At 56.9% G+C, this 22,929-nt stretch carries 20 protein-coding genes and 2 pseudogenes; 11 read left to right on the top strand and 11 right to left on the bottom strand.

Annotated features, from left to right (window positions below; genetic code table 11):
- Positions 1-241: 241 nt before the first annotated feature.
- From SBC1_RS26365 to SBC1_RS26335, 7 genes are all read right to left on the bottom strand, one after another.
- A complete protein-coding gene (locus SBC1_RS26365; protein WP_165100653.1) occupies positions 242-1,159 on the bottom strand; it encodes a DMT family transporter in 918 nt (305 codons plus the stop codon).
- Positions 1,160-1,490: 331 nt separating this feature from the next.
- The gene (locus tag SBC1_RS26360; protein ID WP_165100656.1) at positions 1,491-3,671 is read right to left on the bottom strand and encodes a molybdopterin-dependent oxidoreductase; all 2,181 of its coding nucleotides are present in this window, start codon (positions 3,669-3,671) and stop codon (positions 1,491-1,493) included.
- A 94-nt stretch (positions 3,672-3,765) separates the two neighbouring features.
- Positions 3,766-5,247, bottom strand: a complete 1,482-nt coding sequence (locus tag SBC1_RS26355) for an aldehyde dehydrogenase family protein (RefSeq protein WP_165100661.1) — start codon at positions 5,245-5,247, stop codon at positions 3,766-3,768.
- A gap of 112 nt (positions 5,248-5,359) precedes the next feature.
- Positions 5,360-6,769 carry an FAD-dependent oxidoreductase gene (locus SBC1_RS26350; protein ID WP_241202181.1) on the bottom strand — a complete coding sequence of 470 codons (1,410 nt, stop codon included), beginning with the start codon at positions 6,767-6,769 and terminating at the stop codon, positions 5,360-5,362.
- Positions 6,770-6,771: 2 nt separating this feature from the next.
- A complete protein-coding gene (locus tag SBC1_RS26345; RefSeq protein ID WP_165100664.1) occupies positions 6,772-7,077 on the bottom strand; it encodes a ferredoxin family protein in 306 nt (101 codons plus the stop codon).
- 173 nt (positions 7,078-7,250) lie between these two features.
- Positions 7,251-8,588, bottom strand: a complete 1,338-nt coding sequence (locus SBC1_RS26340; protein ID WP_165100669.1) for an MFS transporter — start codon at positions 8,586-8,588, stop codon at positions 7,251-7,253.
- 74 nt (positions 8,589-8,662) lie between these two features.
- Positions 8,663-9,466, bottom strand: a complete 804-nt coding sequence (locus SBC1_RS26335; protein ID WP_165100672.1) for an aspartate dehydrogenase — start codon at positions 9,464-9,466, stop codon at positions 8,663-8,665.
- A gap of 494 nt (positions 9,467-9,960) precedes the next feature.
- Between SBC1_RS26335 and SBC1_RS26330 the strand changes: the two genes are divergently transcribed.
- Together SBC1_RS26330 and SBC1_RS26325 are read left to right on the top strand one after the other, a co-directional pair.
- Positions 9,961-11,160 (top strand): amino acid aminotransferase, encoded by a 1,200-nt coding sequence (locus SBC1_RS26330; protein WP_165100675.1) that lies wholly within the window; start codon positions 9,961-9,963, stop codon positions 11,158-11,160.
- Positions 11,161-11,383: 223 nt separating this feature from the next.
- Entirely contained in the window at positions 11,384-12,028 is a 645-nt protein-coding gene (locus tag SBC1_RS26325) for a hypothetical protein (RefSeq protein ID WP_241202182.1), read from the top strand.
- Positions 12,029-12,133: 105 nt separating this feature from the next.
- Here SBC1_RS26325 and SBC1_RS26320 read toward each other — a convergent pair whose 3' ends face one another.
- From SBC1_RS26320 to SBC1_RS26310, 3 genes are all read right to left on the bottom strand, one after another.
- Positions 12,134-12,781 carry a porin gene (locus SBC1_RS26320; RefSeq protein WP_165100680.1) on the bottom strand — a complete coding sequence of 216 codons (648 nt, stop codon included), beginning with the start codon at positions 12,779-12,781 and terminating at the stop codon, positions 12,134-12,136.
- Positions 12,782-12,799: 18 nt separating this feature from the next.
- A protein-coding gene (locus SBC1_RS26315; RefSeq protein ID WP_241202151.1) for an IS3 family transposase occupies positions 12,800-14,352 on the bottom strand; the annotation gives its coding sequence in 2 pieces (ribosomal slippage) (positions 12,800-13,890 and positions 13,890-14,352; 1,554 coding nt in all).
- Positions 14,353-14,392: 40 nt separating this feature from the next.
- Positions 14,393-14,737 (bottom strand): porin, encoded by a 345-nt coding sequence (locus SBC1_RS26310; RefSeq protein ID WP_165100683.1) that lies wholly within the window; start codon positions 14,735-14,737, stop codon positions 14,393-14,395.
- A 33-nt stretch (positions 14,738-14,770) separates the two neighbouring features.
- Here SBC1_RS26310 and SBC1_RS26305 point away from each other — a divergent pair, with 33 nt between their 5' ends.
- From SBC1_RS26305 to SBC1_RS26285, 5 genes and pseudogenes are all read left to right on the top strand, one after another.
- Entirely contained in the window at positions 14,771-15,118 is a 348-nt protein-coding gene (locus SBC1_RS26305) for a hypothetical protein (protein WP_165100686.1), read from the top strand.
- A gap of 54 nt (positions 15,119-15,172) precedes the next feature.
- Entirely contained in the window at positions 15,173-15,454 is a 282-nt protein-coding gene (locus SBC1_RS26300) for a hypothetical protein (protein ID WP_165100690.1), read from the top strand.
- Positions 15,451-15,876, top strand: coding sequence for a cupin domain-containing protein (locus SBC1_RS26295; RefSeq protein ID WP_165100693.1), 426 nt, complete (start codon positions 15,451-15,453; stop codon positions 15,874-15,876). Before SBC1_RS26300 ends, SBC1_RS26295 begins: the two co-directional genes overlap by 4 nt.
- Before the next feature lie 176 nt (positions 15,877-16,052).
- Positions 16,053-16,967 (top strand): annotated as a pseudogene (locus SBC1_RS40095) (2Fe-2S iron-sulfur cluster-binding protein); the annotation flags it as partial.
- Positions 16,968-17,550: 583 nt separating this feature from the next.
- Positions 17,551-17,910: a hypothetical protein gene (locus SBC1_RS26285; protein ID WP_165100699.1), complete on the top strand. Its 360-nt coding sequence runs from the start codon at positions 17,551-17,553 to the stop codon at positions 17,908-17,910.
- 221 nt (positions 17,911-18,131) lie between these two features.
- Here the strand turns inward: SBC1_RS26285 and SBC1_RS26280 are convergent, their stop codons facing one another.
- Positions 18,132-18,485 (bottom strand): hypothetical protein, encoded by a 354-nt coding sequence (locus SBC1_RS26280; protein WP_241202183.1) that lies wholly within the window; start codon positions 18,483-18,485, stop codon positions 18,132-18,134.
- 183 nt (positions 18,486-18,668) lie between these two features.
- Here SBC1_RS26280 and SBC1_RS26275 point away from each other — a divergent pair.
- The 4 genes and pseudogenes from SBC1_RS26275 to SBC1_RS26260 form a co-directional block, all read left to right on the top strand.
- Positions 18,669-19,067: pseudogene (locus tag SBC1_RS26275) on the top strand (HTH domain-containing protein); the annotation flags it as partial.
- Between the two features lie 136 nt (positions 19,068-19,203).
- The gene (locus SBC1_RS26270) at positions 19,204-20,472 is read left to right on the top strand and encodes a site-specific integrase (protein ID WP_165989047.1); all 1,269 of its coding nucleotides are present in this window, start codon (positions 19,204-19,206) and stop codon (positions 20,470-20,472) included.
- The gene (locus tag SBC1_RS26265) at positions 20,469-21,836 is read left to right on the top strand and encodes a tyrosine-type recombinase/integrase (RefSeq protein ID WP_165100709.1); all 1,368 of its coding nucleotides are present in this window, start codon (positions 20,469-20,471) and stop codon (positions 21,834-21,836) included. Before SBC1_RS26270 ends, SBC1_RS26265 begins: the two co-directional genes overlap by 4 nt.
- Positions 21,833-22,834: a tyrosine-type recombinase/integrase gene (locus tag SBC1_RS26260; protein ID WP_165100712.1), complete on the top strand. Its 1,002-nt coding sequence runs from the start codon at positions 21,833-21,835 to the stop codon at positions 22,832-22,834. The genes SBC1_RS26265 and SBC1_RS26260 overlap by 4 nt, the downstream gene beginning before the upstream one ends.
- Positions 22,835-22,929: the final 95 nt, after the last annotated feature.

Below are 22,929 nucleotides of genomic sequence, written 5' to 3'. Positions count from 1 at the left end.
TCGTCGATGACATGATATCCGACCGTTAGAGCGGTACGGTATGACTTCGAGGGCATCACGAATCCAGTTTCCGCGCACTCGATGCCGAAAGCTCGCCTGCACGCTCTATGCTCATCGTCCCAGTAGCCCAGCCGCGTCAAAGGAAGCTCTGAAGCAAAAGGTAGCGCACTGAAAGGTGCAAAGCCTCGGTCAAGGTGTTGAACCGACACGAAGTGGTAGCGACACTAAAAATAAGGGAGGCCTAGCGTTTCCGTACAGGTGAAGATGCAGACGCACGCATCGCCGCCGATGCAAGTGCGGATGCAGGCGCAGCACGAAATGCCAGCAAGAGACCCGCCAGGATCGAGACCATTCCAGCCAGACTGAGGGGCGTCAGACGGTTACACAGCACGAGGTAGTCCATCACGGCGGTGACCACGGGCACGAAATAAAAGAGGCTCGTTACGTTGACCAGGTTACCGGCTTGCATCAGCCGATAAAGGAGCAACTGCGCGAAAACCGAAATCCCGATGCCTAGCCACAGAAGCGGTAAGAGAAAACCCAAGCCGGGTACGAACGTGATGGGCTGGAACGGTACGAACAACATGGCGAGCGTTAGGCTGACAACGTTCTGGAGTGGCAGGACATCGGTTGGTTGCTGCTTCAGGCTTTTCTGCAGGATGGAACCTATCGTCATGCACGCGAGCGAAGCCGAGCCGAAAAGTACTCCCGTCATCGGATACCGCTCCGCGTTGCCAGCCCCGAATACAACGAGCGACAAACCGCCCAACGCAAGCAACAGGCCACCCAGGCGTGGCGCGCTCAAGCGACGCTCCACCAGCACAAGCGTGAGGATGGGCTGTGCGCCCAGAAGCGTTACAAGAATGCCGGGTGTCAATCCGTGATCAAGGGCGAGCAGATAACAAATCGGATACCCCCCGGTCAGGAAGGCCCCGGTGATCGCAACTCGCAAACGCGTTCCAGACGCCGGCAACCAGCGTCTGCGCCATAAACCAAGCATGACCAGGACGCCCGACGCGAGCGCGAAACGCAGCACGAGGAAAGCGAAGGCCGAGGCGTGAGCGAGTCCCAGTTTTGACACGATTGCACCGCTGCTCCACAGCAGGACAAAGAGTGTCGTTGAACCATACGCGGCGACAGCGGTTTTTACAAATGCCATGGGTACTCACATGTCGAGGGAATAAGGGACTTGGCCGAGCGGGTTCAAACCGCCAGGCACCAAGAGGTGCCGCGGTCAGACCGAAAGCCCAAGAGGCGGTTTCATAAAGGCGTGAACATTGCAACTCAATGCAGCGCGCGCCCGCTTACCGAAGAGCGGCCGCAGTCCGGACTACGTGCATGCGAAATTTGCCCGAGGCTTGAATATCAACGCCATGGCTATCGCGCGTTGAATTGCTCATCGCATCTCATTGCGGCGCGATCGGTCTCGAATGAAATGCGATCGAAAGTTCTGGACTTTACGAATTTTGCGGTCGATCAGGCAAGCCCCATCAGGCGACCTTGTCAGACGGTTTCCCAATGGCGTTGAAAGGCCACCCCCGGACTTCATCCGGATCCGCCCGGCCCATTCGGCACGGGCAATTCCTCGACTCGGGAGAGCCCGATATGGGATCAAAGTCAGGTCCGTAAGGAATGGCTGTTTCAACGTTGAATTTGAGCGCACCATGATCTGCGCCTTCTAACTCAGGGAACCACCAGCCCATTCCTGTCGCAACGACGTTCGGTTGCATTTCTTCCGTCAGTTTCGCCTGTAAGTAGACTCGACTTGTGCCCCCGGGTGTCTCGACCCAAACCCATTCACCGTTGGATAAGCCAAGCCTCTCTCCCAGCGCCGGGTGCATCTTTATATCCGGTGCCTTCTGACCGCGTCGAGCCCAAGCATGGTTTCTAAACCGCGAATGATGTAGTCCCATAACGCGGATCCCGGTCATCAGTATCAGGTCGAAATCTTGCGTGGGTTGTGCGTAGCTCGGAGCCTTATAGTCCGGCACTGGATCGTAGCCAGCTTGTTCGAGCAGGCTGGAACAAAGCTCGATCTTTTTACTTTGCGTCTTGAAGCCGTCGAGTTCGTACGAACCGTACTCGTACGGATACGTGTGAAAACCTGCATCCAGCGAATCGAAAGACATGCCAGTGTCTTTGAGCTGGAAGTCGATAAACTCTCTGTGCGTCCTCCAGGGGAGGCATTCAAAGTCCAATGCACCGCGTTCTCTCAGCTTGTCACATAGAGCGATGGCGATTTCAACATCTGTCTTGACCTCACCGCGGGACTCAGCAGCCTTATTAAAAATGGAAAGACAAGGCGCACCGACCTCAACGAAGACCCCCTCCTCTTCGAGCAGCGTCGTCTTTGGCAGTACGAAATCGGCAAACTCAGCAGTCGGGGTGATGTGATCGGTGGCAACAACGACAAGATCAAGACGCTTCAGCGCATCAATCGTGTTCTGCATTCCCGGATACGTGCATACAATGTTCACGCCGCTAATGTATATCGCCTTGACCGGATAGGGCACGCCAGTCCTGATAGCATCGATTACAGACGGGTTGTGAGCAGCAGAGCCCCAACTCGAAGGCCCCGACCACAGCGGATAAGCATCGCCACCAATAATCTCGTTCTCTCTTTCACTGGGCATCCTCAGTGCAGGATCCTTCGCAATCTTCACGTAGTCCCGGAATCCCGCGCGGGTCTTGTGCAAACGATTACTTCCTTCGCGATCTATATTTCCTGTTAGCGCGAGAATTGCGTGAAATGCCATGGCTGTATGAACGCCGTTTGCCTGCGCGTCAATGCCATGCCCCAATACCAGACACGAGGGCCCCTCAAGCGCGAACATTCGGGCGGCATCAACAATTTTCGCCGCGGCGATACCAGTCACTCCAGACGCATAGTCCACGTCATAGCGCGCGACCCGTGTGCGCAGTTCGCTTTCCCCAACGCACCACCGGCTAACAAACTCACTGTCAATCAGATCCTCATCGAATAAAACCTTGACCATGGCTAAAGCCAGCGCGGCATCGGATCCAGGCTGAACCTGGAGCCAAATATCCGCCAATTTTGCAAGCTGCGTCTGGCGAGGGTCGATGACGATTAGCTTCGTGCCATTTTGCTTGGCAAGTTTGATATCCATCCATTCAATGATGTTCGACTCGGAGGGGCTTCGACCGACCACCAGAATACATTTTGCATTCCTCAGCTCACTTCCCGCTTCCGCGTGTACGCCCGTCATGATTGCCGCGGTAGATCGGCTACCAGTACACATATCCTGGTTGATCATGTAGTTTGGCGAGCCGATGCTTCTCAGGAGCAGTGACATCGCGACGCCGCGGTCATAGTATTGATTCGATACCGCCCCCGCAACCGCGCGAGCCCCAAAGCCCGATTTGATCTTTTGCAATCGATCGGCGATTTCGCTCAATGCGCTGTCCCAGGACACTCGCTCGAACTTTCCCTCGCCCCGTTCGCCTGTGCGTCGCAGGGGATAAAGTGGCCGCAGAGGATGATTCAAGGAAGCGATCGGCGCGTTCATGCCTTTCGCGCAGAACGCCCCACGTGAATGGGGATGAGCCGGATTTCCGGTGATCTTGATCACTTTGTCGTCCTCAAGATGAATCAAGGATCCACAACCCACGAAACATTCGCGACAAGTGCTCGCTACGACACGATTTGCCATCTCCGTTCTCCCGCTCAACCCTGCTCATCACAAACAACCTGGTGTCCCCCAGCGCGAGAATCGCGTGGGGTCCATCTCACCTGCCGCGACCGGATCAGGAGTAATTGATCACAAGCAACTTGATCTCGGACATTTCGTCCATTGCGTAGCGCGTGCCTTCTCGCCCGGTCCCGGACTCTTTCCAGCCACCAAAAGGCATATTGTCAATTCGGTAGATCGACACGTCGTTAATCATCAGTCCACCCACATCCCAATCCTCCAGTGCCTGGAAAGCGCGCCTGATGTCGTGTGTAAAGATACCCCCTTGCAGGCCATAGCGGGAATCGTTCGCGCGTTGAACCGCCTCCTCAAAGGTACCGTAGCTGTTAAGGGTCAGGACAGGTCCGAAGATTTCCTCATCTTCCACTTTCATACCCTTGGCAGTATTGGTCAGGACGGTTGGCTGAACCACAGCCCCGTCCCGCGTTCCACCAACAAGCAATTTGGCGCCGCTGGCTATCGCCTCGTCAACCCAACTCTGAATCCGGACGGCTGACCCTTCGTCGATGACCGGACCCACATCAATACCCTCCTCCATCGGATTTCCAACGCGGCACGCGCGCACGCCTGCGAGGAGTTTTTCCTCGAATTTCGCGCGAACGGACTCGTGAACGAGTATGCGCTGCACGCCAATGCAATATTGACCACCATAGACCACTCCTCCGCGAACACAACGCGCTGCAGCGAGATCCAGATCGGCGTCTTCGGCGACAATCACCGCGCCATTGCCTCCGAGCTCAAGCGCCACCTTCTTCCGTCCGGCAATGGCCTTGATATGCCAGCCCACCTTGGCGCTTCCGGTGAATGTCACCATGGCAAAGCGCTCATCACGGACCATCGATTCAGCAAGTGCAACCGAGCAATGGCAGACCTCCAACGCGCCATCGGGCAATCCGGCTTCAATCATCACCTCGAGCAACAGCTGACTGGTCAGCGGTGTCTGTGGCGCCGGTTTGAGAACAACGGTATTCCCAGCGGCCAGCGCTGGCGCGACTTTGTGCAAAACCAGGTTCAACGGAAAATTGAACGGTGCGATCGCCAGGATCGGGCCGATTGGAAATCGGCGTGCAATGCCAACACGCCGGCGCATTTTCGCCAAGCCTTCGTGATCGAGCTCGGCAAGCGTCGTGGGGCAACCTTGCGCGTCTGTCGTCTGGTACTCGAAAACACCCGCATCGAGGTCAAGCGGAACCTCTTCGCCGTTGCTTCGACGCGCTTCCTGAGCAGCATTCTTGAGGTTGAAAATACTTCGTGCGACCTCTCCTCGAGCGTCATACAAAGGCTTGCCCGATTCCCCCGCGATAGTACGGACAAACTCGTCACGTCGTTCTGCAATGAGCTCGGCGGCACGCAGGAGGATGTCCGCGCGCAAAAACCTCGGCAGTTTACGCGTCACCTGAAATGCTTTTTCCGCGCGGGAGATTGATCGCTCAACGTCATCAGCTTCCGCTACTGGCATCTCACCGACAACACTGCCATCGAACGGACTGAAGATAGTAGCGGTCTTTTTGGTGGTTACTTTGAGGTCTCTATACATTAGACATCCATATAATTTAAAGTGAAAGTACGCTTGGGAGATTCGGTTAGGACCGACTCGCAGCAACGCTTGGCGGCTGGACAGCTTTAAGCCAAAATCTTGTCGGCTCTGTTCAAGTAGACTGCGCGGACTCCGCTCCCATGCAAGCTGCCAGCATCTCGGCCACTCTTGCAAACTTCTCTCGCGGCTTACCGGTCAACTCGCCGCGTGCGATTTCCGCCGCGTTGATGCGGCTCCAATCCTGGTAGCTGACATATCTCTTTCCCTGACGCTGAAGAATTTCCGCCACGCCGATCGCGCCGGATTTGTCGCATCTCACAAGATGGGGCATGTCCGTTAGCAATGTCGCGACTGTCTCCAGGCTATCTGCTCGATTCGTTCCAATGATGCCGTTTGGACCGCGTTTTATCCATCCAGTCGCGTAGAGTCCGTAACAAACCGTTCCATCCTCTCCAACGAGCCGTCCGCCGAGATGCCGAAGCGTGCCGCGCGCGGCGTTAAATGGAAGGTCCAGGATTGGCCGGCCCCTATAACCGACAGATCTAAACAACAAGCCAGCGTCGATATCGACGGTTTCAATCGTATCGAGCGTCGATTGATGAAACGCTTCGCCAACCAGTCGCGTCTTTGCAAATCGAATACCTGTCACCCGCTTTTCGCCAAGAACCTCAACAGGATTACGAAGGAAATGAAAATAACAGCGACGCGCAGCATCCGACTCGGCGGCCGATCCGAATCCCGCGAGAATGCCCAGGTTAGTTGCAATGTTCCGATAACGCTTGTCAGACGCTTCTAACTGGCTTACTTCGTCCAGTGCCAGTTGCTCCGGATCAACGCGTGCGGCGCACTCGCTTATCGTTCCGAACTCGCGAAGCTCTGTTGGGGTGAACTTCGCCTGCGCGGGGCCCCGTCGACCTACGACGTGTATCTCACGAAGACGGCTTTTCGAGAGCGCATCTAGCGCGTGCTCTGCAATGTCGGTATGCCGAAAGGAGTCGACCGGTTTTGACAGGATTCTGGCAACGTCCAGCGCGACATTGCCTTGCCCGATAATGACAGCTGCTTCCTGATCAAGATCGAACGCGAGGTCGCGATAGTCCGGGTGGCCGTTATACCAACCAACAAACTCCGTGGCCGAATGGCTTCCGGGGAGGTCTTCTCCTTCGATTCCGACACGACGGTCCAGCGAAGCACCGTAAGCGAACACAATGCCGTGGTGGGTCCTGAGGAGGTCGTCGATACTTATGTCTCGGCCCACCTCCACATTTCCCAGAAAGTGGAATCGCGGATGCGCGGCGATCTTGTCGAAAACAAGCGTGGACTGCTTCAGCTTCGGGTGATCCGGTGCTACGCCGCTGCGCACGAGACCATGAGGCACCGGAAGACGCTCGATCATCGTGATCTCCACCACGTATGTCGATTGCAGCAGTGCCTCCGCAGCATAAAATCCACTCGGCCCGCTGCCCACAATTGCTATCCGAACCGGTTGTTCCGCACTTCCTAACGACATTTGAGTATTCATGATCAGAACCCCAGTGTGGCGCGCCTTTCTTCAGCCGTCGGCAGCGGATCAGCTTTCTGTGTCACCAATGGCAACACCGCGCTACGTTCGGCATTGATATCGATCCATTTTTCCAATTCGGACGGCATGTCCGAACTCATATAGATTGCCTGCACCGGACATGCGACGAGGCAGGCTGTGCAGTCGATGCAGACGGCGCCGTCGATGTACAACATCTCGCCGTCACCATGGAAGCACGCGACGGGGCAAACGTTGACACATTCGGTAAAACGGCAGGCATTGCAATTTTCAGTCACTACGGCAGTCATTACTGTCTCCTTTGAAACGGAAGTCACGATGCTTGTTTGGCAACGCACCCACCTTCATGAACCTCGCGAAAAAGATCGCCATCGCATCACGGTCTTAATTCCATTTTTTCGATAATTAGTATTTCTATTAATTATGATAAATATTGCGGAAGGTTATTTATGCCGCTACGGATTTACATGTTGTGCCCTTTGGTTTCTCCGCTGACGACGGCTCCAATCACGTACACGGCAAAAAACACAGCAGTGAAGATTGCGAGCGTGATGGGCAAGCCGCTTAGCGAAGCGCTCGACAAGGTCACGAGCACCGGTATCGAGCCACCCACAGCAAAGCCTACATTCCACGACAATCCAGTACCACTTGCGCGGATCGCCGTCGGAAACCTCTCATTGAGGAAAATGGGTAAGGGAGCAAGTACTGCATTTCCCATAAAAGCGATGATCAGCGAATAGCACGCGACAGGCGTAATGCCCACGCTCGTCGACAGCTTGATAAAGCTGTACGGGACAACCAGCAAGCCGATCAAGCCAATCAGGAGGAACGCTTTCTTACGCCCTAAAACCTCGGCCAACTGTCCGAACATCAGCCCTGCAACAATAGAAGCCAGGGCGGCTCCCACCAACAACAGTGACGCGGTGTGATTCGTCACGTGGTCGATGGTTCGCAGGTAGGTTGGCAAGTAACCTGCTGTGAGGTAGTACACCGAACCACCACTTACCGTTAATAGTAAATTGACCAACAGGGTCTTGCGATGGACCGCGGAAAAAAGAGCTTTCAATGGCGTCGCTGCTTTCTCCTTCGACAGCAATCCCGGCGCCTCTCTCAATTGCTTCCAGAGTGGCGACTCTTCAAGGGAGTTGAACAGAGTCAGGCCGAACACCGCGCTCAAGATTCCGGAAAGAAACATTGCGCGCCAACCCCAATCGTCAAACGCGGCCCCTACAAAAATGGAAGACATCACGAGAAAGGAAATGGACGCGAGCAGTGCACCCAAGCCGGCACCGCCGCCGCCGATCAGTCCCGATACAAGTCCACGCCACTTTCTCGGCACAGACTCCGTTCCTATGGTGTGTGTAGATGCCACCACACCGCCCACAAATACGCCTTGAACCAGTCGAAGGATAAGGAAAATGATTGGCGCCCATAGTCCTATGGAGGCATAGCCGGGGAGCAGTCCAAATGCCGCTGTACTGAGCCCCACGCCTGTCATTGCGACCATCATGGCGCCTTTTCTGCCACGCTTGTCTGCGTACGACCCAAATATCGCCGAACCAACGGGCCTCATGCAGAGCGTTACGGCAAACGAAGCGTACACAGCGGCAAGAGTCAGCGTGGCATTGTGTGAAGGGAAAAAAGCTTTCCCAACGTACGGTGCGACATAGAGAAGTAGAAACAGGTCAAACAGGTCAAGCGCCCAGCCGAAACATGATGCCGTCAACGCCACCGCGATCGATTTGTTCGTCGGCCTGTATGCCGGTTCGGCGTAGCTGCTGGCCAGATCTCTAAACGACATTTTGTCTCCTTACTCAATTATTTATTTCGCCGACCAGGTCATACGCCTGCCGCTCGCTCAAAGGTTTCGGAACCTCAGGCGATTACAATTGTCTGGCTCATGTTGGCAAGACTGCGAACGACGCTGTATGGCGCCAGCATCGACGTTTTCGGGTTGCCCGCCAGTGGCTTTCCAACAATTCGCACGCTCACTTCCCCGAACAGGCCGACAGCCTCGATGCGATGCGTATTGCCGGCCACATCTGGATCTGCGCTCAGGCTCACCATGGTCTTGTCGAAACCGATACCTGCGAGCGCGACCGCCGCCGCGACGTTTGCATTCTGCGGAAACAGTTGCGCGGCTTCGCGAGCAGTCCCGGAGAAGAAAACGGTCGTTTTAGTGACGTCGTCAAGCGCGATCATCGATTCCGCCGGCGTACCTTTCCACGCAAGGGGTGCTTTGTTCGACAAGTAAAGCACCCGCTCCAGTCCGACAAGTTTCGCCGCTCCCAGGGCATCAAGGCCACCCAACGCACCGGCCGGAATGCGCAGCTTGGATCGCCCGAATGTAGCGGCGCTCATCAAGGCGGCTTCCGTATCGCGGTCGGCGAGCGCGCCCACTGATACAACTAGTAGGTCCGTACCGTGTTTCAGCACCGTTGGACCGGTCGATTTCAAGGCTGCGTGGCCAGCACATTCAATTACGAGGTCCAGTCCAATATCGAGCAATGCGGATACCGACGTCTCGATCCGCGTATTCGGGTCAAGTCGGGCGCGAAGTTGGTCATGTAATTCGGCGCGTTCGACCACCGCTGATATCTGAACTTCAGGCAAGTTCCGCGGTATCAGTGCACACAGCAATTGCCCAATCGCGCCGCAGCCAATAATACCGATCTTCATTTGGCGTCTCCTTTTTTGTTTCGATTCACCGATTCGAACTAATTCACTAATTTTTCTTATTAGGCGACATCCACATTGTTTATGGAAGAGTCGTGGAGAGAGCGCCGCGTTGACTTAAACAGAACACCCCTGACGCAAGCATTGGAATGTTGCCACGGTCGCGACTCTCCAAATAGGCGGAGAAAATCGCAAGTGACTGTTTTGATGAAAGAAAGCCTGGAGATCAAGTTCCGACACACTGCGTTCAGTTCTCCGGTATTTTGTAATAAATCGGGGAATTGCCGGACAACAATAGCTAAATCCTGCGTTTCTTCCGTTTCGCGACGCCGGAAATCACAGCCCGATTCGTTAAAATGCCAACGAGAGTTTTCATCGACGAGGCGAAGTTCTTTTGTGGGCTCCTTGAAGTCCTGTTTCCCCGTTTTTTAGCCACTGATCTGCCGATTTCCCATCCCGACCGCCCGTGCCGCCTTATCCACTACCGCCGATAAATCATGTCTCTTTTCTCAGCCGTAGAGCTTGCCCCCCGTGACCCGATTCTGGGCCTGAACGAAGCCTTCAACGCCGATCCGCGCACGACCAAGGTCAATCTCGGCGTGGGCGTGTATTTCAACGAAGAAGGCAAGATTCCGCTCCTGCGCGCCGTTCGCGAAGCAGAAAAAGCGCGCGCGGAACTCGCGTCGCCCCGTGGCTATCTGCCTATTGAAGGCATTGCCGCTTATGACGCTGCCGTGCAAAAGCTGCTGCTCGGCAACGATTCCCCGCTGATCGCCGACGGCCGCGTGATCACGGCTCAGGCGCTGGGTGGAACGGGCGCGCTCAAGATTGGCGCCGACTTCCTGAAGCGGCTGAATCCCACGGGCAAAGTCGCCATCAGCGACCCGAGCTGGGAAAACCACCGCGCGTTGTTCGAATACGCGGGTTTTGAAGTCGTGAACTACCCGTACTACGATGCAGCCACGCACGGCGTGAAATTCGACGCCATGCTCGAAGCATTCAACAGCTATCCGGCCGGCACGGTCGTGGTACTGCACGCGTGCTGCCACAACCCGACCGGCGTCGACCTGACCACGGCGCAGTGGCAACAGGTCGTGGAAACGGTCAAGGCGCGCTCGCTGGTGCCTTTCCTCGATATCGCTTATCAGGGCTTCGGCGAGAACATCGACGCTGACGCCGCTGCGGTGCGCCTTTTCGCCAAGGCCGATCTCAACGTATTCGTGTCGTCGTCGTTCTCCAAATCGTTCTCGTTGTACGGCGAGCGCGTGGGCGCGCTGTCGATCATCACGAGCGCCAAGGAAGAAGCCACGCGCGTGTTGTCGCAACTCAAGCGCGTGATTCGCACGAACTATTCAAACCCGCCGACGCACGGCGGTTCAGTTGTCGCCGCAGTCCTTGCTTCGCCCGAATTGCGCGCCACGTGGGAACAAGAACTCGGCGAGATGCGCGACCGCATTCGCGCAATGCGCAACGGTCTGGTCGAGCACATCAAGGCAGCAGGCGTTGCGCGCAACTTCAGCTTCGTGAACCAGCAGCGCGGCATGTTTTCGTACTCGGGCCTGACCTCTCCGCAAGTCGATCGTTTGCGCGAGGAATTCGGGATTTACGCCGTCGGCACGGGCCGCATCTGCGTCGCCGCGCTGAACACGCGCAATCTTGAAGTGGTGGCCAACGCCATCGCAACCGTGCTGAAGTAGTTCGCGCGCCGCACGTGGGTCAGGAGCACTTTGACGCGAGGCTCCCTGACAGGCGATGTTACGCATGTCGGTCAGCGAGAATCTGAGACGAATGAGCACGTTTATGAGTTGCTTGAGTATTCGCGAAGCGAGGCCGCCTGTCTAAGCTTTCCTCGGTGGCGCTGCGCACGTCTTCCGAAATGCCCATGCGACACCGACTAACCCTCTTCGTGATTCATTGACTATGAAACTGACCCATACCTTCATGGCGGCTGCTTGCTTGTTAGCTAACGCCGCGTACGCGCAGACCGCTCCGGTCGTCGCACTGCCGTTTGTGACGCATGCGGCCTACTTTTCGAAAGAAGTGGCGTTGCCGGCCGTGCTCGACCCGCAGGTCTTCGTGCTCGACGAGAGCGAGCCGGCGGGACGCCATTGGCAGGGAATCGAACACATCAAGGGCGTACGGAATGCGCGTGAAGACGATGCCACAGGCACTGCGATTTACAACGCAAAAGGCGCTCCGTTGGGCATGACCTTGGGACAATGGCTGCATGCCAGCGGCACCGTGACGTTGACGCCCGGCTCTGACGGCCACGAGGAGGTGACCATGGCCTTGCATGGTCTCAAGCCTGGCGGCCACTATAGTGTCTTTGAAAATCACTTTGATCAGCAGCCGACTGGCTTCACTCCGCTCGATGGCGCCGGGACCAAAAACTCCTTTGTCGCGGATTCCAATGGCGGCGCTATGGTCAAGCTGAGTGCACCGGAGCAGATGACGCATCAGAACGCTGTTCTCGTTGTGTATCACTCGGATGGGACGCCACACGGTAGCGAGCGTGGTGCGATAGGCGAGACAGCACATCATCAACTGATCGCCCGTGTGCCGTGATACCGGGCGCGTACAGCGGGAATTTTCAAGGTCGTTGTCGCTTCGACGATTGAAATTCACGCTGCTTCTCTCCAAAACGTGACACCAGCAGATCAAATAGTGCTCTCAAAATCGATGTGTAATTCCCCCACCGAGCACCAGTTGTCGATTGTTCGATGAGGGACTTTCCAGGAACAGGACGGCATGCTGCCCGGCTCCGGCGAATTCCTGGACCACGCGCAGGTAAACGTCAGTGCTTTTCGATAGAAAATAGTCCACATGCGCATGCCAGATGCTCCACTTATATGATTCCATTTTTGAGTACGAATAACCCGCACCGACTCTGAAAGACGGATTAAGAAATTTGTTCGCACCTACATCGTACGTTTCGATTGTTTCCGCGTTCGCCCTATCTGGCGGAGTAAGCCGCGTATTCGTATACGTCGCCATCAATCTCCAGGTCTGCCAGTCGTAGTACCCGCCAACAGCCAGGATCGATTCGTTCTGCAGCACCGTGGCTCCGGGTGCGAACGTGGTGCCGTACAAAGAGGTGACGCCGAGACTGTTGAAGGGGGTTGCCGTCACACCACGGACGTTGAGATACACGACAGTTGCCTTCAGACGCTGGTTATCGTTGTAGTCGAGTTCGATACCCTGGCTATTGCCTGCGTTGGTGCCTCCGGTGCCTGTATCACCGAAACTGAACATCAACGCTCCGCTAAAACCGCCATAGACCGGCGTTCGATATTTGACGGCGTTATCGGCGGTTGTCAACGTAGTTGTCGCGTCACTTCAAGCAAACTGCTTTAGTTCTTCCGGCTGCATACGCTCCGGATTGAGCCAGACTTCATCCTTCAATTCCCAATTGCGCGTCGATCGGGACCAACGCTGTGGATTGCGCTGCCTGGCCTCTGCATAAACGGCTTCACGTTGCGCGAGCACTGCGGCGGCTACGCCGTTGTGGCGCTGCGCCGGCGTGACGAATTTCAGGCCGCTGTGTTTGTGCTCCTGGTTGTACCAACGCACGAACTTCTGCGTCCAGGCACGGGCCTCATCCACGCTGCCGAACGGCCTGCGTGGATAGTCGGGCCGGTACTTGCAGGTGCGGAACAGCGACTCTGCGTACGGGTTGTCATTACTCACACGCGGGCGGCTAAACGAGGCCGCAACCCCCAAGTTCTCCAGAGTGGCAAGCATCGTCGCACCCTTCATCGGGCTGCCGTTATCCGAGTGCAGCACCAGAGGACGTCCTGCCAGGCCCTCGGCCAGACTGGCACGCCGCATCAGCAACGCGGCCAGTTCCGCCGATTCGGCTTCATGCACTTCGTGAGCAACAATCTTGCGGCTGAACACGTCCAGCATCATGTACCAGTAGTAGTACTGTCCTTTGACCGCCGCCTGCAGCCACGTGATGTCCCACGACCAGACCTGATTCGGCGCTGTCGCACAATGACTGGTCACCACCCGGGTCGAAGGCTTGCGCGCACGACCCCGGTGATGCTGCTGCGAGGCGCTGCGCAGCACGCGGTAAAAGCTCGATTCCGACGCGACATACACGCCGCGATCCGCCAGGCTTGGCACGATCTGGCTGGGCGGCAAGCTGGCAAACTCCGCACTATTGGCTACCTCAAGAATCTGTTGCCGTTCGGCCTCACTCAGCTGGTTACCCGGCGGCGGCCGTTCGGTCGTGGTACGGCCATCGGCGTGCACCGCGTCACCGTCACCCACCCAGCGCTGGAACGTGCGCAGGCTCAGGCCCAGCTCGTCGCAAGCCTTCTCCAGCCGGCAGCCTGACTGCGCCGCCTCGCGTATCAACGATACACATAACAGGCGATCCGGGACGTTGATTAATCGTCCTCTTTGTCTCCCCAGATCGCCTGGGCTTTTTTTCTCAGAATCAGCAGCGCAGCCGCTTCCGCCAGCGCCTTCTCCTTGCGCTGCAATTCCTTCTCGAGCTGCTGGATCCGCTTCTTGTCGTCCTTCGACTGATGGCGCTGCTCGCGTGCCTGCTCCGTGGCATTCGCATTGGCCGAACGGCAAGCGGCTCGCCAGGCGGATATCTGTTCTGGATAAAGACCCTTTCGACGACAATACTCGGCCAGCTCCGCTGCATTGAGCGGCGCGGTTTCCAGCACTACTGCAAACTTGTCCTCCGAAGACCATGCTTCGGGATTCTTCCCATCGCCCGGCACGGCCAACCCTTGTCCTTTCGCCTGTCGGCGCCACGTGTACAACGTCTGTTCGGTAATCCCCGTTTCTCTGGCCAGCGCCGAAACCAGCGCGTTTTCCGGTGGCATCATGCGCCGCACCAGCGCTTCTTTTCTTTCTGCTGAGTAGGTTTTCATTCACCCTGATTTTACCGCCCCCGGACCATGTCTATAAGAATCAGATAACACGACAACTATTCTGACGCCGGGGGTTATTCAGGTACGTTCCGGCGCTACGATCGAAATCACCGGGATGGACTCCCGACACCGACATGTAGTATTCGGAAAAGTATGGCAGCAGATCGGCGATCAGATCACATTGGCGACCAAGACTCACCCGGCCAAAGGTTGCGTCCGCGAGTCCAACGTAGCCTTCCTTTGCGCTCGCGACGCCGTTTGCGGTCGCAATGGTTTGGGTATATCTGAAGAACGCCGACTCTCCGCCGCCAAGGTCTTCCTGTCCGCTCAAACCAAAAAATTGCGGAACATGACGACCGTCGCCATTAGGCTGGTTGCGGGGCACGATGTCGTAGTCGTGATGGGCGGCGACAGCGGGATGAACGAGCTTTTTGTTCAGCCTGATATTACGGCCATGGAGGCGTTGCGGGGGCGCAGGTTACTCGTGGACGCGCCGAACACAGCCCATGCGCTGCAAGCGAAGACCATGCTGCGAGCGGCCGGCCTCATCGCCGGAGTGGACTATGAGCTGGTTCCGGTGGGCGCTACCTACAAGCGGCTTGCAGCCATGCTCGAAGATCCGGCATATTGTGCTGCAGCGATCCTCAATCCGCCATTCTCGGTCCAGGCTCGCGACAAAGGCCTGCGTAGTCTTGGTCGAGCCACGGATCATCTGGGCCATTATCAGGCGACTGCGGCTTTCGCCATGTGTCCGTGGATAAGCTAGCATGAAGAGATCCTCGTGCAGTATCTATGCGCTTACGTCGAGGCGCTGCGATACGTGCTCGACGAACAGAACGCGGCCGAGTCGATTCAAATTCTTGTGCAAGAGCTTCAGTTGTCGGACTCGGTCGCCGCAAGAACCTACCGACTGCTCACATTGCCCGGTATTGGACTCGACCAGGATGCGCATCTCAATGCACAAGGGTTTGAAAACGTTCTTAGTATTCGTTCGGAATGCGAATGTAATGCAAAAACGACTGCCACACCATCCAATGACTACATCAACCTCACCTATCATGCGCTTGCACTCGCAAGCCTGATTACATCGGAGAAGCCATGACATTATCAGTGCGCCGCATCGTGACCGGTCACAACGCCAACGGCAAGGCCGTGGTCGCCATAGATGAGCTTGTCGTCCGTAGCACCTCCCTGCGTGAGGGCGCGCAGGGTGCCGTGATCTGGTCGACAGAGGGATTCCCAGTTGATAACAACGAAGATTTCGACGGCTCCCAGCGTAAGGTGGGCACCAGTCATCCAAACGGTTCTGTGTTTCGCGTGATTGAATTTTCCCCGGGTGTCACACTGCGGAATCATCGTACGGATTCGATCGACTATGCGGTGGTGTTGTCGGGCGAGATCGATATGGACCTCGACGGCGCAGAGGTCCATCTGAAGGCGGGGGGATGTACTGGTTCAGCGCGGGGACGATCCACAACTGGTTCAATCGCGGGACCGAGCCGTGCGTCATCGCGTTCGTATTGATCGATGCGCAGCCGTATGACTCCCACGGGCATACCTTGGATGCCATTGGCTGATACCACGCGCGCGGGCCAATCTTGAGATAGCTGACAGGCGCTGGCTGGTTCGTTAGCAGTCTCGGTTATATGGATGCAAAGGCATGAGCGCCTCTCCTACGTACAGAATATTCGGAGGATCGTATGATCCGTGTCAGACTGACACAGAAGAAGGCCGTTGCGGAAGATATCGCGGCGTTTGAACTCATGGCTCTCGACAACTCGCCGCTGCCGGCGTTCTCGGCGGGTGCGCATATCGACGTGCATCTTCGTAACGGGTTGGTGCGCCAATACTCTCTTTGCAACAACCCTGAAGATCGGCTGCGTTACGTACTGGGCGTTCTGCTGGTCCCGAATTCGCGCGGCGGCTCAACCGGGATGCACATGCTTGATGAGGGCGATACGATTGAAATAAGCGAGCCACGCAACCATTTCCCCCTAGTCCAGGACGCCGAACGCTCTATTCTCGTTGCAGGTGGGATTGGACTGACTCCGCTGCTTAGCATGGCGGAGAGCCTGGTAAAAACGTCGTCCTCATTTGTGTTGCACTATTGTGTGCGCAATGTTGATCGAGCCGCGCTCCGCGACCGCCTTGCCCTGCATGACCTGGCGCCGCATGTGCGTCTGCATCTTGATTCGGACTACACAGAACGGGCCTTTGAAGCGAAAACGTTGTTTGCCGAAGAAATCAGAACGGGAACGCACGTCTACGTCTGCGGTCCTGGCGGCTTCATCGAGACGGTACTGGCGGTGCACCGGGAATATTTTAACGCGGCAATACGCGACGCTGATGTTCAGGACGCGCCATTTACGATCCGCATTGCGAGTACCGGCGAAGATATCGAAGTGGGTGCGAAGCAGCGTGTGATCGATGCGCTGGCCGCCCGAGGCGTTGTCATCCCTGTCTCGTGTGAGCAAGGTGTTTTCGGGACCTGCCTGACACGTGTTATCGACGGGATCCCGGACCATCGGGACACGTACCTGACAGATCTGGAGCGGGCCGGGAATGAACAGTTCACACCATGCTGTTCGGCGCGTCGTTTTCCAAAACCAGTTCTCATACAACAGGCCTCCACCCCGGATCAAAATACGATCGATTGGGGGTGGATCAATTCTGAATCGGCGCGGTCAACCTATAGACATACGATTGTTTCGGGGCCGCTATTTGCAACAAAGCCCCGAAGCGTGACGCGGCGGACTTCAAGTCGCCGGCTTTTCCGCTGCCACCATTGCTGTTTCAAAACCGAGAAATTCGCCATCGGTGACGGTGCTGTCCCCATAGGGGACGAGCAGCTTCTCGAGTTCTTGCACGCCCGAACCCGCAGTGCTGCTGCCAAGTTGAGACATGGTGCTCAGCAGTTCCGAATTGGATATGGAGCCGCTGTGGTCAGTGTCAAGCGAAGAGAAAATCTGATCGGCGTCAGTCTTGGTCCCGCCAATTCCGTTGATCACTTTATCGAAGGCCGCCTGCGAAATGTTGCCGTCGTACTTACCACCGCTCGTAGGCGGGCTGATCTGGTGTTGGTTCATCTGCTGCGCAATCTGCATCATTGGGTCGCCTGAGGACCCTCGCGGACCAGTCATTTTCTCGACGCTCATGCTGACGCCGCCCGCGTCCGTCATCGAGACGTTGAGGCCTGTCGTGGCAAGCGCTTCACAAACCTGCATTGCCCAGCCATCGTCCGTCTCGCCGGACGATTTCGACGGCAGGGTCACTCCAGCGAGAGAGGCCTGCGACGCGGGTGCACCCTGTGCGTCGGCCATCGTGAAGGTAATGCCCGCAGCCGCGAGCTCGGTAAGAACCTGGGCTGTGGGGCTGAGTGTCACCTGTGTCGACGACTCGGTTGCGGTTGCCCCTGTCGCCGAGGTCGAGGCCGGTTTCACGGAATTGGCTGCGCTGCTGGCTTCGGTCTGTCCCGATGCGGATTGCGACTCTGCTAGCAGCAGACTCGCGCGGCTGTTGTTGGCGACAGCGGTAACTGACATGTTCGACACCTTCTAGTTATCGATATAAATGTCCAGCATCTGGGATTGAGCGATGCCTACGGATCTTCCATTATTCTAAATGGTCAAAGTCAAAATAGCCCGCCAGAAATATCTTACTTCTATAATTAGTACATCTTATGGCGTGCGGAAGACGCCATCTTTTTTCGCCGTTGCTAATCTCACTCCGGCGGAGTAGTCATTGCGTCCCGCACGTCAAGCCACCTCACTCGCTTCCGTTCAAAGTCTCGCCTGCTCGTCCGCGATGAGCTTGTCAAGAACTCGCCGCGCCCGCACTGCTCCTGCGTCGCCTGGAAGAAACACCGGTTTCAGAAACCAGAAGTCCGCATCGCCCATCATCGCTTGTTGGGACTCTAGCATAGGTAAGTCTTCTTCTTCGAACGGCCGCTTGAGGCTTTCTATATGTTGCTCCGCCAGCGCGACTCCCGCGTCTCCCATTGTTTTCGGATAGGAATTCGAGAACCAATAGTGCGTCGTCTTGTTGGTCTCCGGTGTAAAGTGATGCGACATCACGCGTCCAATTCGATCGCCAGTCGATTGCCCGCTTGGCACCGCGCCAACATCTAGCGCCATGTTCGCCGGTGCATCCCATCGCACGTCGATCCAGCGATCGACCAGCGTTCCCGGTTCGATGTTATTGACGGCATAAAGTGTTGATTTGCACTGAATTCTGACCCACCTGACGCGGTAATTTGCATCGAATATTGACCCACGTAGAACACACTGGCCCGCTCAAGCGACGAGCGGGAGAACGGAGTGATCGACATGGCAATATTGAGCATCATTCGACGCTGGCACTATCGCGATCATGTCTCGTTGCGCGAGATCGCCAAACGCCTCGGCGTATCGAGAAACACGGTCAGGCGCTATATCCGCGCCGGCACTGTGTTGCCGAGTTATCCCGAACGTCAGAGTCCCAGCAAGCTCGATGGATTCGCCGCGAAGCTCGCCGATTGGCTGAACACAGAAGCCAAGCGACCGCGTAAGCAGCGCCGAACGCTCAAGCAGATCCACGCTGATTTGAGCGCGCTGGGTTTCACCGGCTCTTACGATCGGGTCGCCGCATTTGCGAGGCGCTGGCGACAGGAGCAGCAGGAGCACGCACGAACGGCTGGGCGAGGTACCTTTGTGCCGCTGACCTTTGCGCTCGCCGAGTAATCGCAAGCTTGCGATTACTCGGCTAATCTGAAGGAGGCGGTAATCGGAAGAACATCGGCGAGTCGCCGGGCAGCCCGCATTTTTTCGCGATTCTGCTTTCCATTATGAGCACGTGGCATCCTCAGGCTTGGTCATGTCCGAGGAGGTTCCCATGTCCGCTCCGCTATCAACTGATGAGATGTTGATCGAGAAACTGCTGGCTCATCTGAGGGCCGAGGGGTATTCCCTACGGATCCAGCGGTGGTATCCGGCTCGCGTACGTCAGTTGCTGGATTATTGCAACCGTAATGGACTGTCGATCGAATCCGTTCGCTCGGGGCACGTGACGCGGTTCTTGCGCGGGCAATATCGGCTCTCGCGGAAACAGTACAGCGAGTTGCCACCGTTTCAGAAATGGCGACATCGATACACTGGTGCCATCAATATGATGCTGCGTCTTGTGCATGGAGCATGGCCGGTCCCGGACCCACCGCGCAGCGCTCTCGAAGTCTTTCATCGCGATATCGTCAAGGACTACGACACGTGGTTGCGCGAGCTGTGTGGACTGCACCCACTGACACGAGCCAAGCGCACCAAGCATGCGTTGCAATTCCTAACGTCACTTGGACAGCGAGCAGATCAACGGGGTCTTGCGGACTTGAGCGTTCGCGATCTTGACGCGTACTTGAAGCAATCTTGTGACGGACTAAGGCGCGGATCCATTGAAGATCGAACCGTCTGCCTCCGTGATTTTCTTCGCCACTTGTGGCGCACGGGCCGAACCGCCATCGATCTCACCGGCACCGTAATTGGGCCGCGCATCTATAAGCACGAAGACATTCCAGTCGCCCTTCGAACAGAGGAAGTGCAGCGGGTTCTGGAGGTGACTCGGAAGGATCTTTCGCCGGTCGGTCTGCGCGACTACGCCGTCTTGATCCTGTTGTCGACCTACGGCCTACGCGCTGCAGAAGTCGTCAATTTACGCCTGGAGGACATCGACTGGAGGCGGGACGTTCTTTGCGTGCGCCACTCAAAGACAGGGACCTACTCCGAGCTTCCATTGCTACGCGAACCGGGCGAAGCTGTGCTCCGATACGTGGAGAAGGCGCGCCCGCCAAGCGTACATCGAGAGATATTCCTGCGTATCCAGACACCGCACCGCCCGTTCAAGAACGGGTCGATCCTCAACTGCATCACGGGCGCTCGTCTGCGAGCAGCCGGAGTCACTCCACAAGGAAGGAAAGGCCCCCACGCCTTTCGCCACGCACGTGCCGTGAGCTTGCTGCGATCTGGTGTGCCGCTCAAGATCATCGGCGATGTGTTGGGTCACACGTCTGCTGCGGCGACCGCAGAGTATCTGAAGCTTGCGACCGAGGATCTGCGAACCATCGGACTGGATCTGCCAGGAGGATTTTTACCATGACTCACTTACCATCCATCGATGCGGCACCCGTCGAGCGATTTTTGCGGGCGCAACGCTTTCCCCATCCGGCCACGTACAAGAACTATGCGGGCATTCTATGCAACTTCAACAGCTTTCTCGCGAACCATGGCGCGATTACTTCACCGGACGTCTCACTCGTGCAGCAATGGCTGAAGGAACACAGTCTCAAGTGGCAGGCACACATCCTCTATCACCGAACTTTCCTGATCGAGCGATATGTCCGGTGGTTGCACGACCACGGACTCATCACGTCAAACCCATTTGCAGAATTACATCGGCAGTACGGCCCGCGCACCACGCCGATCGTTCGAGCCCTCGTCAGTGAGGATGGCAACGCAGCAATCCAGAAACAGCGCCGGCTTCCTCGTTTCGGAAGTTTCCTTGGAATAGTGATGGATGAGCATATTGCACACATGCGCGTCCTCGGTTATCGCTATCGCACCGAAGAGCAGAGACTGCTGCGCTTCGATCGCTTCCTGCAATACCATCCCGAGCTGGCCGGGCTTACGCTGGCCGAACTCGTCGAGCATTGGAGCGAGGAAGAACCGTGGCGGTACCATTTGTTTGAAGCTCGGAGAGCCGGCCGCACAGTGTCGAAAGCGATGCACCGGATCGACCCGCGGGTGCCGGTCCTGTCCATCGGCGATGGAGTAGCTCGTGCGGCTCGGCAACAGCAGCGATCCCCATATCTCTACACGGACGATGAGATACAGCGCATTCTCCAGGCGGCGCTGTTGTATCCCTCGCCGAAGGCACCGTGGCGTCCTGTCACCCTCTTCACAATGCTCGTGCTTGCCTACTGTGCCGGGCTTCGGGGAGGCGAGGTCGCGCGTCTGGTGCTTGGCGATGTCGATCTGCGTGAGCAGACTCTCGAGATCCGGGCGACGAAGTTCTTCAAGCGACGTCGCTTGCCTCTGGCCCCTGGAGTCATGACAGTGCTCCAGCACTATCTGGACATGCGTGAGCAAGCCGGCACTCCAACGAATCCTGAGAGCCCACTGTTCTGGAGTCCACAGCGAAACTGCGGCTACACAGTGGGCGGCATACGGCTTGTTCCTACGGATGTTCTGCGACGTGCGAACATCAAACCCGCGCACGGAGCGGTCGGGCCGCGAGTTCACGATCTGCGACATACGATGGTAGGCCATCGGATGCGCGACTGGTACAAGTCGGGAATCAACCCGCAATCCAGGCTTCCCTATCTCGCAACGTACCTCGGACACAAAGACATCCGCTCGACACTAGTCTATCTGAACATCACACCAGAATTACTGCAGGAAGCCGGCGAGCGCTTCCGTAGGAATGGCGCAGCAGCTCTCCAGACGAAGGATGGTGTGCTATGAAACCGAATTCACTCGCCTCTTTGTTGCACGCATTCTTTCATGAATGGATGGGCAAGCAGAGGAATCTCTCCCATCATACGGTATGGTCATATCGCGACACGTGGAAGATGTTCCTTCAATTTGCAGCCAGCCGGAGGCGACGGGAGATCGCGCAACTGTCGCTCGCGGACCTGCAGGCCAGCGACGTGATCGAGTTCCTCGACTATCTGGAGAAGGACAGGAAGGTGTCCATCGGCACGCGCAACTGTCGACTTGCCGCTATCCATAGCTCCTTTACCTTCGTCGCCCATCGCGAGCCGCTGGCAATCGCGCAATGCGCAGAGATCGCATATATCCCGGTCAAGAAGAGATCCCGGCCTACCATGTGCTACATGGATGCCGACGAAATCGCCGCGGTCCTTCGAGAACCCGACCAATCGAGCCCGGAAGGACAGAGGGATCACGCGTTGCTAGCGTTCCTGTACAACACGGGAGCACGAATCCAGGAGGCACTGGATGTGTGCCCACGGGCCATCCGCTTTGAATCCCCCGCGCAAGTTGAGCTGCTCGGCAAGGGCCGCAGGAGTCGCATCTGCCCCCTGTGGCCGGAAACGGTGGACATAATCAAGGCGCTGCTGAGGCGACAACCGCGTTCGGATGACGAGCCCATCTTCGTCAATCGATACGGCCAGCCGCTCGGTGCAGCCGGGGTTCGCTTCAAGCTCAAGCAGTACGTTCAGTCAGCTTCGCAGCACGTGCCATCGCTCGCGGCAAAGCGAATCACACCGCACACGTGGCGTCACAGTGTCGGAGTTCAGCTCGTCGCTGCCGGTGTCGACGTGTCGGTGATCCGTAGCTACCTCGGGCACGTGCGACTGGACACGACCAATCACTATGCTCGCGCCAATTTGGATACCAAGCGAAAGGCGCTCGAACAGATCGACCCATCAACGAAGCCCGGTCGGCCGCCGCGATGGAAGCGGAATCCGGAGTTGCTGACCTGGCTCGACTCTCTGTGAAAAGCACGCGCCCATAATGAGAAGGTCGTGCGGCCTACCAGCCAGCAGAATCCGGGAGGTAGGCCATTTCCTTCTTATAACGAGGCGCTTCCCAT

It is taken from the genome of Caballeronia sp. SBC1 (assembly GCF_011493005.1).
Taxonomy (GTDB): Bacteria; Pseudomonadota; Gammaproteobacteria; order Burkholderiales; family Burkholderiaceae; genus Caballeronia.
Note: the sequence above shows the minus strand (reverse complement) of the source record. Positions and strands in the feature narration are given on the sequence as shown.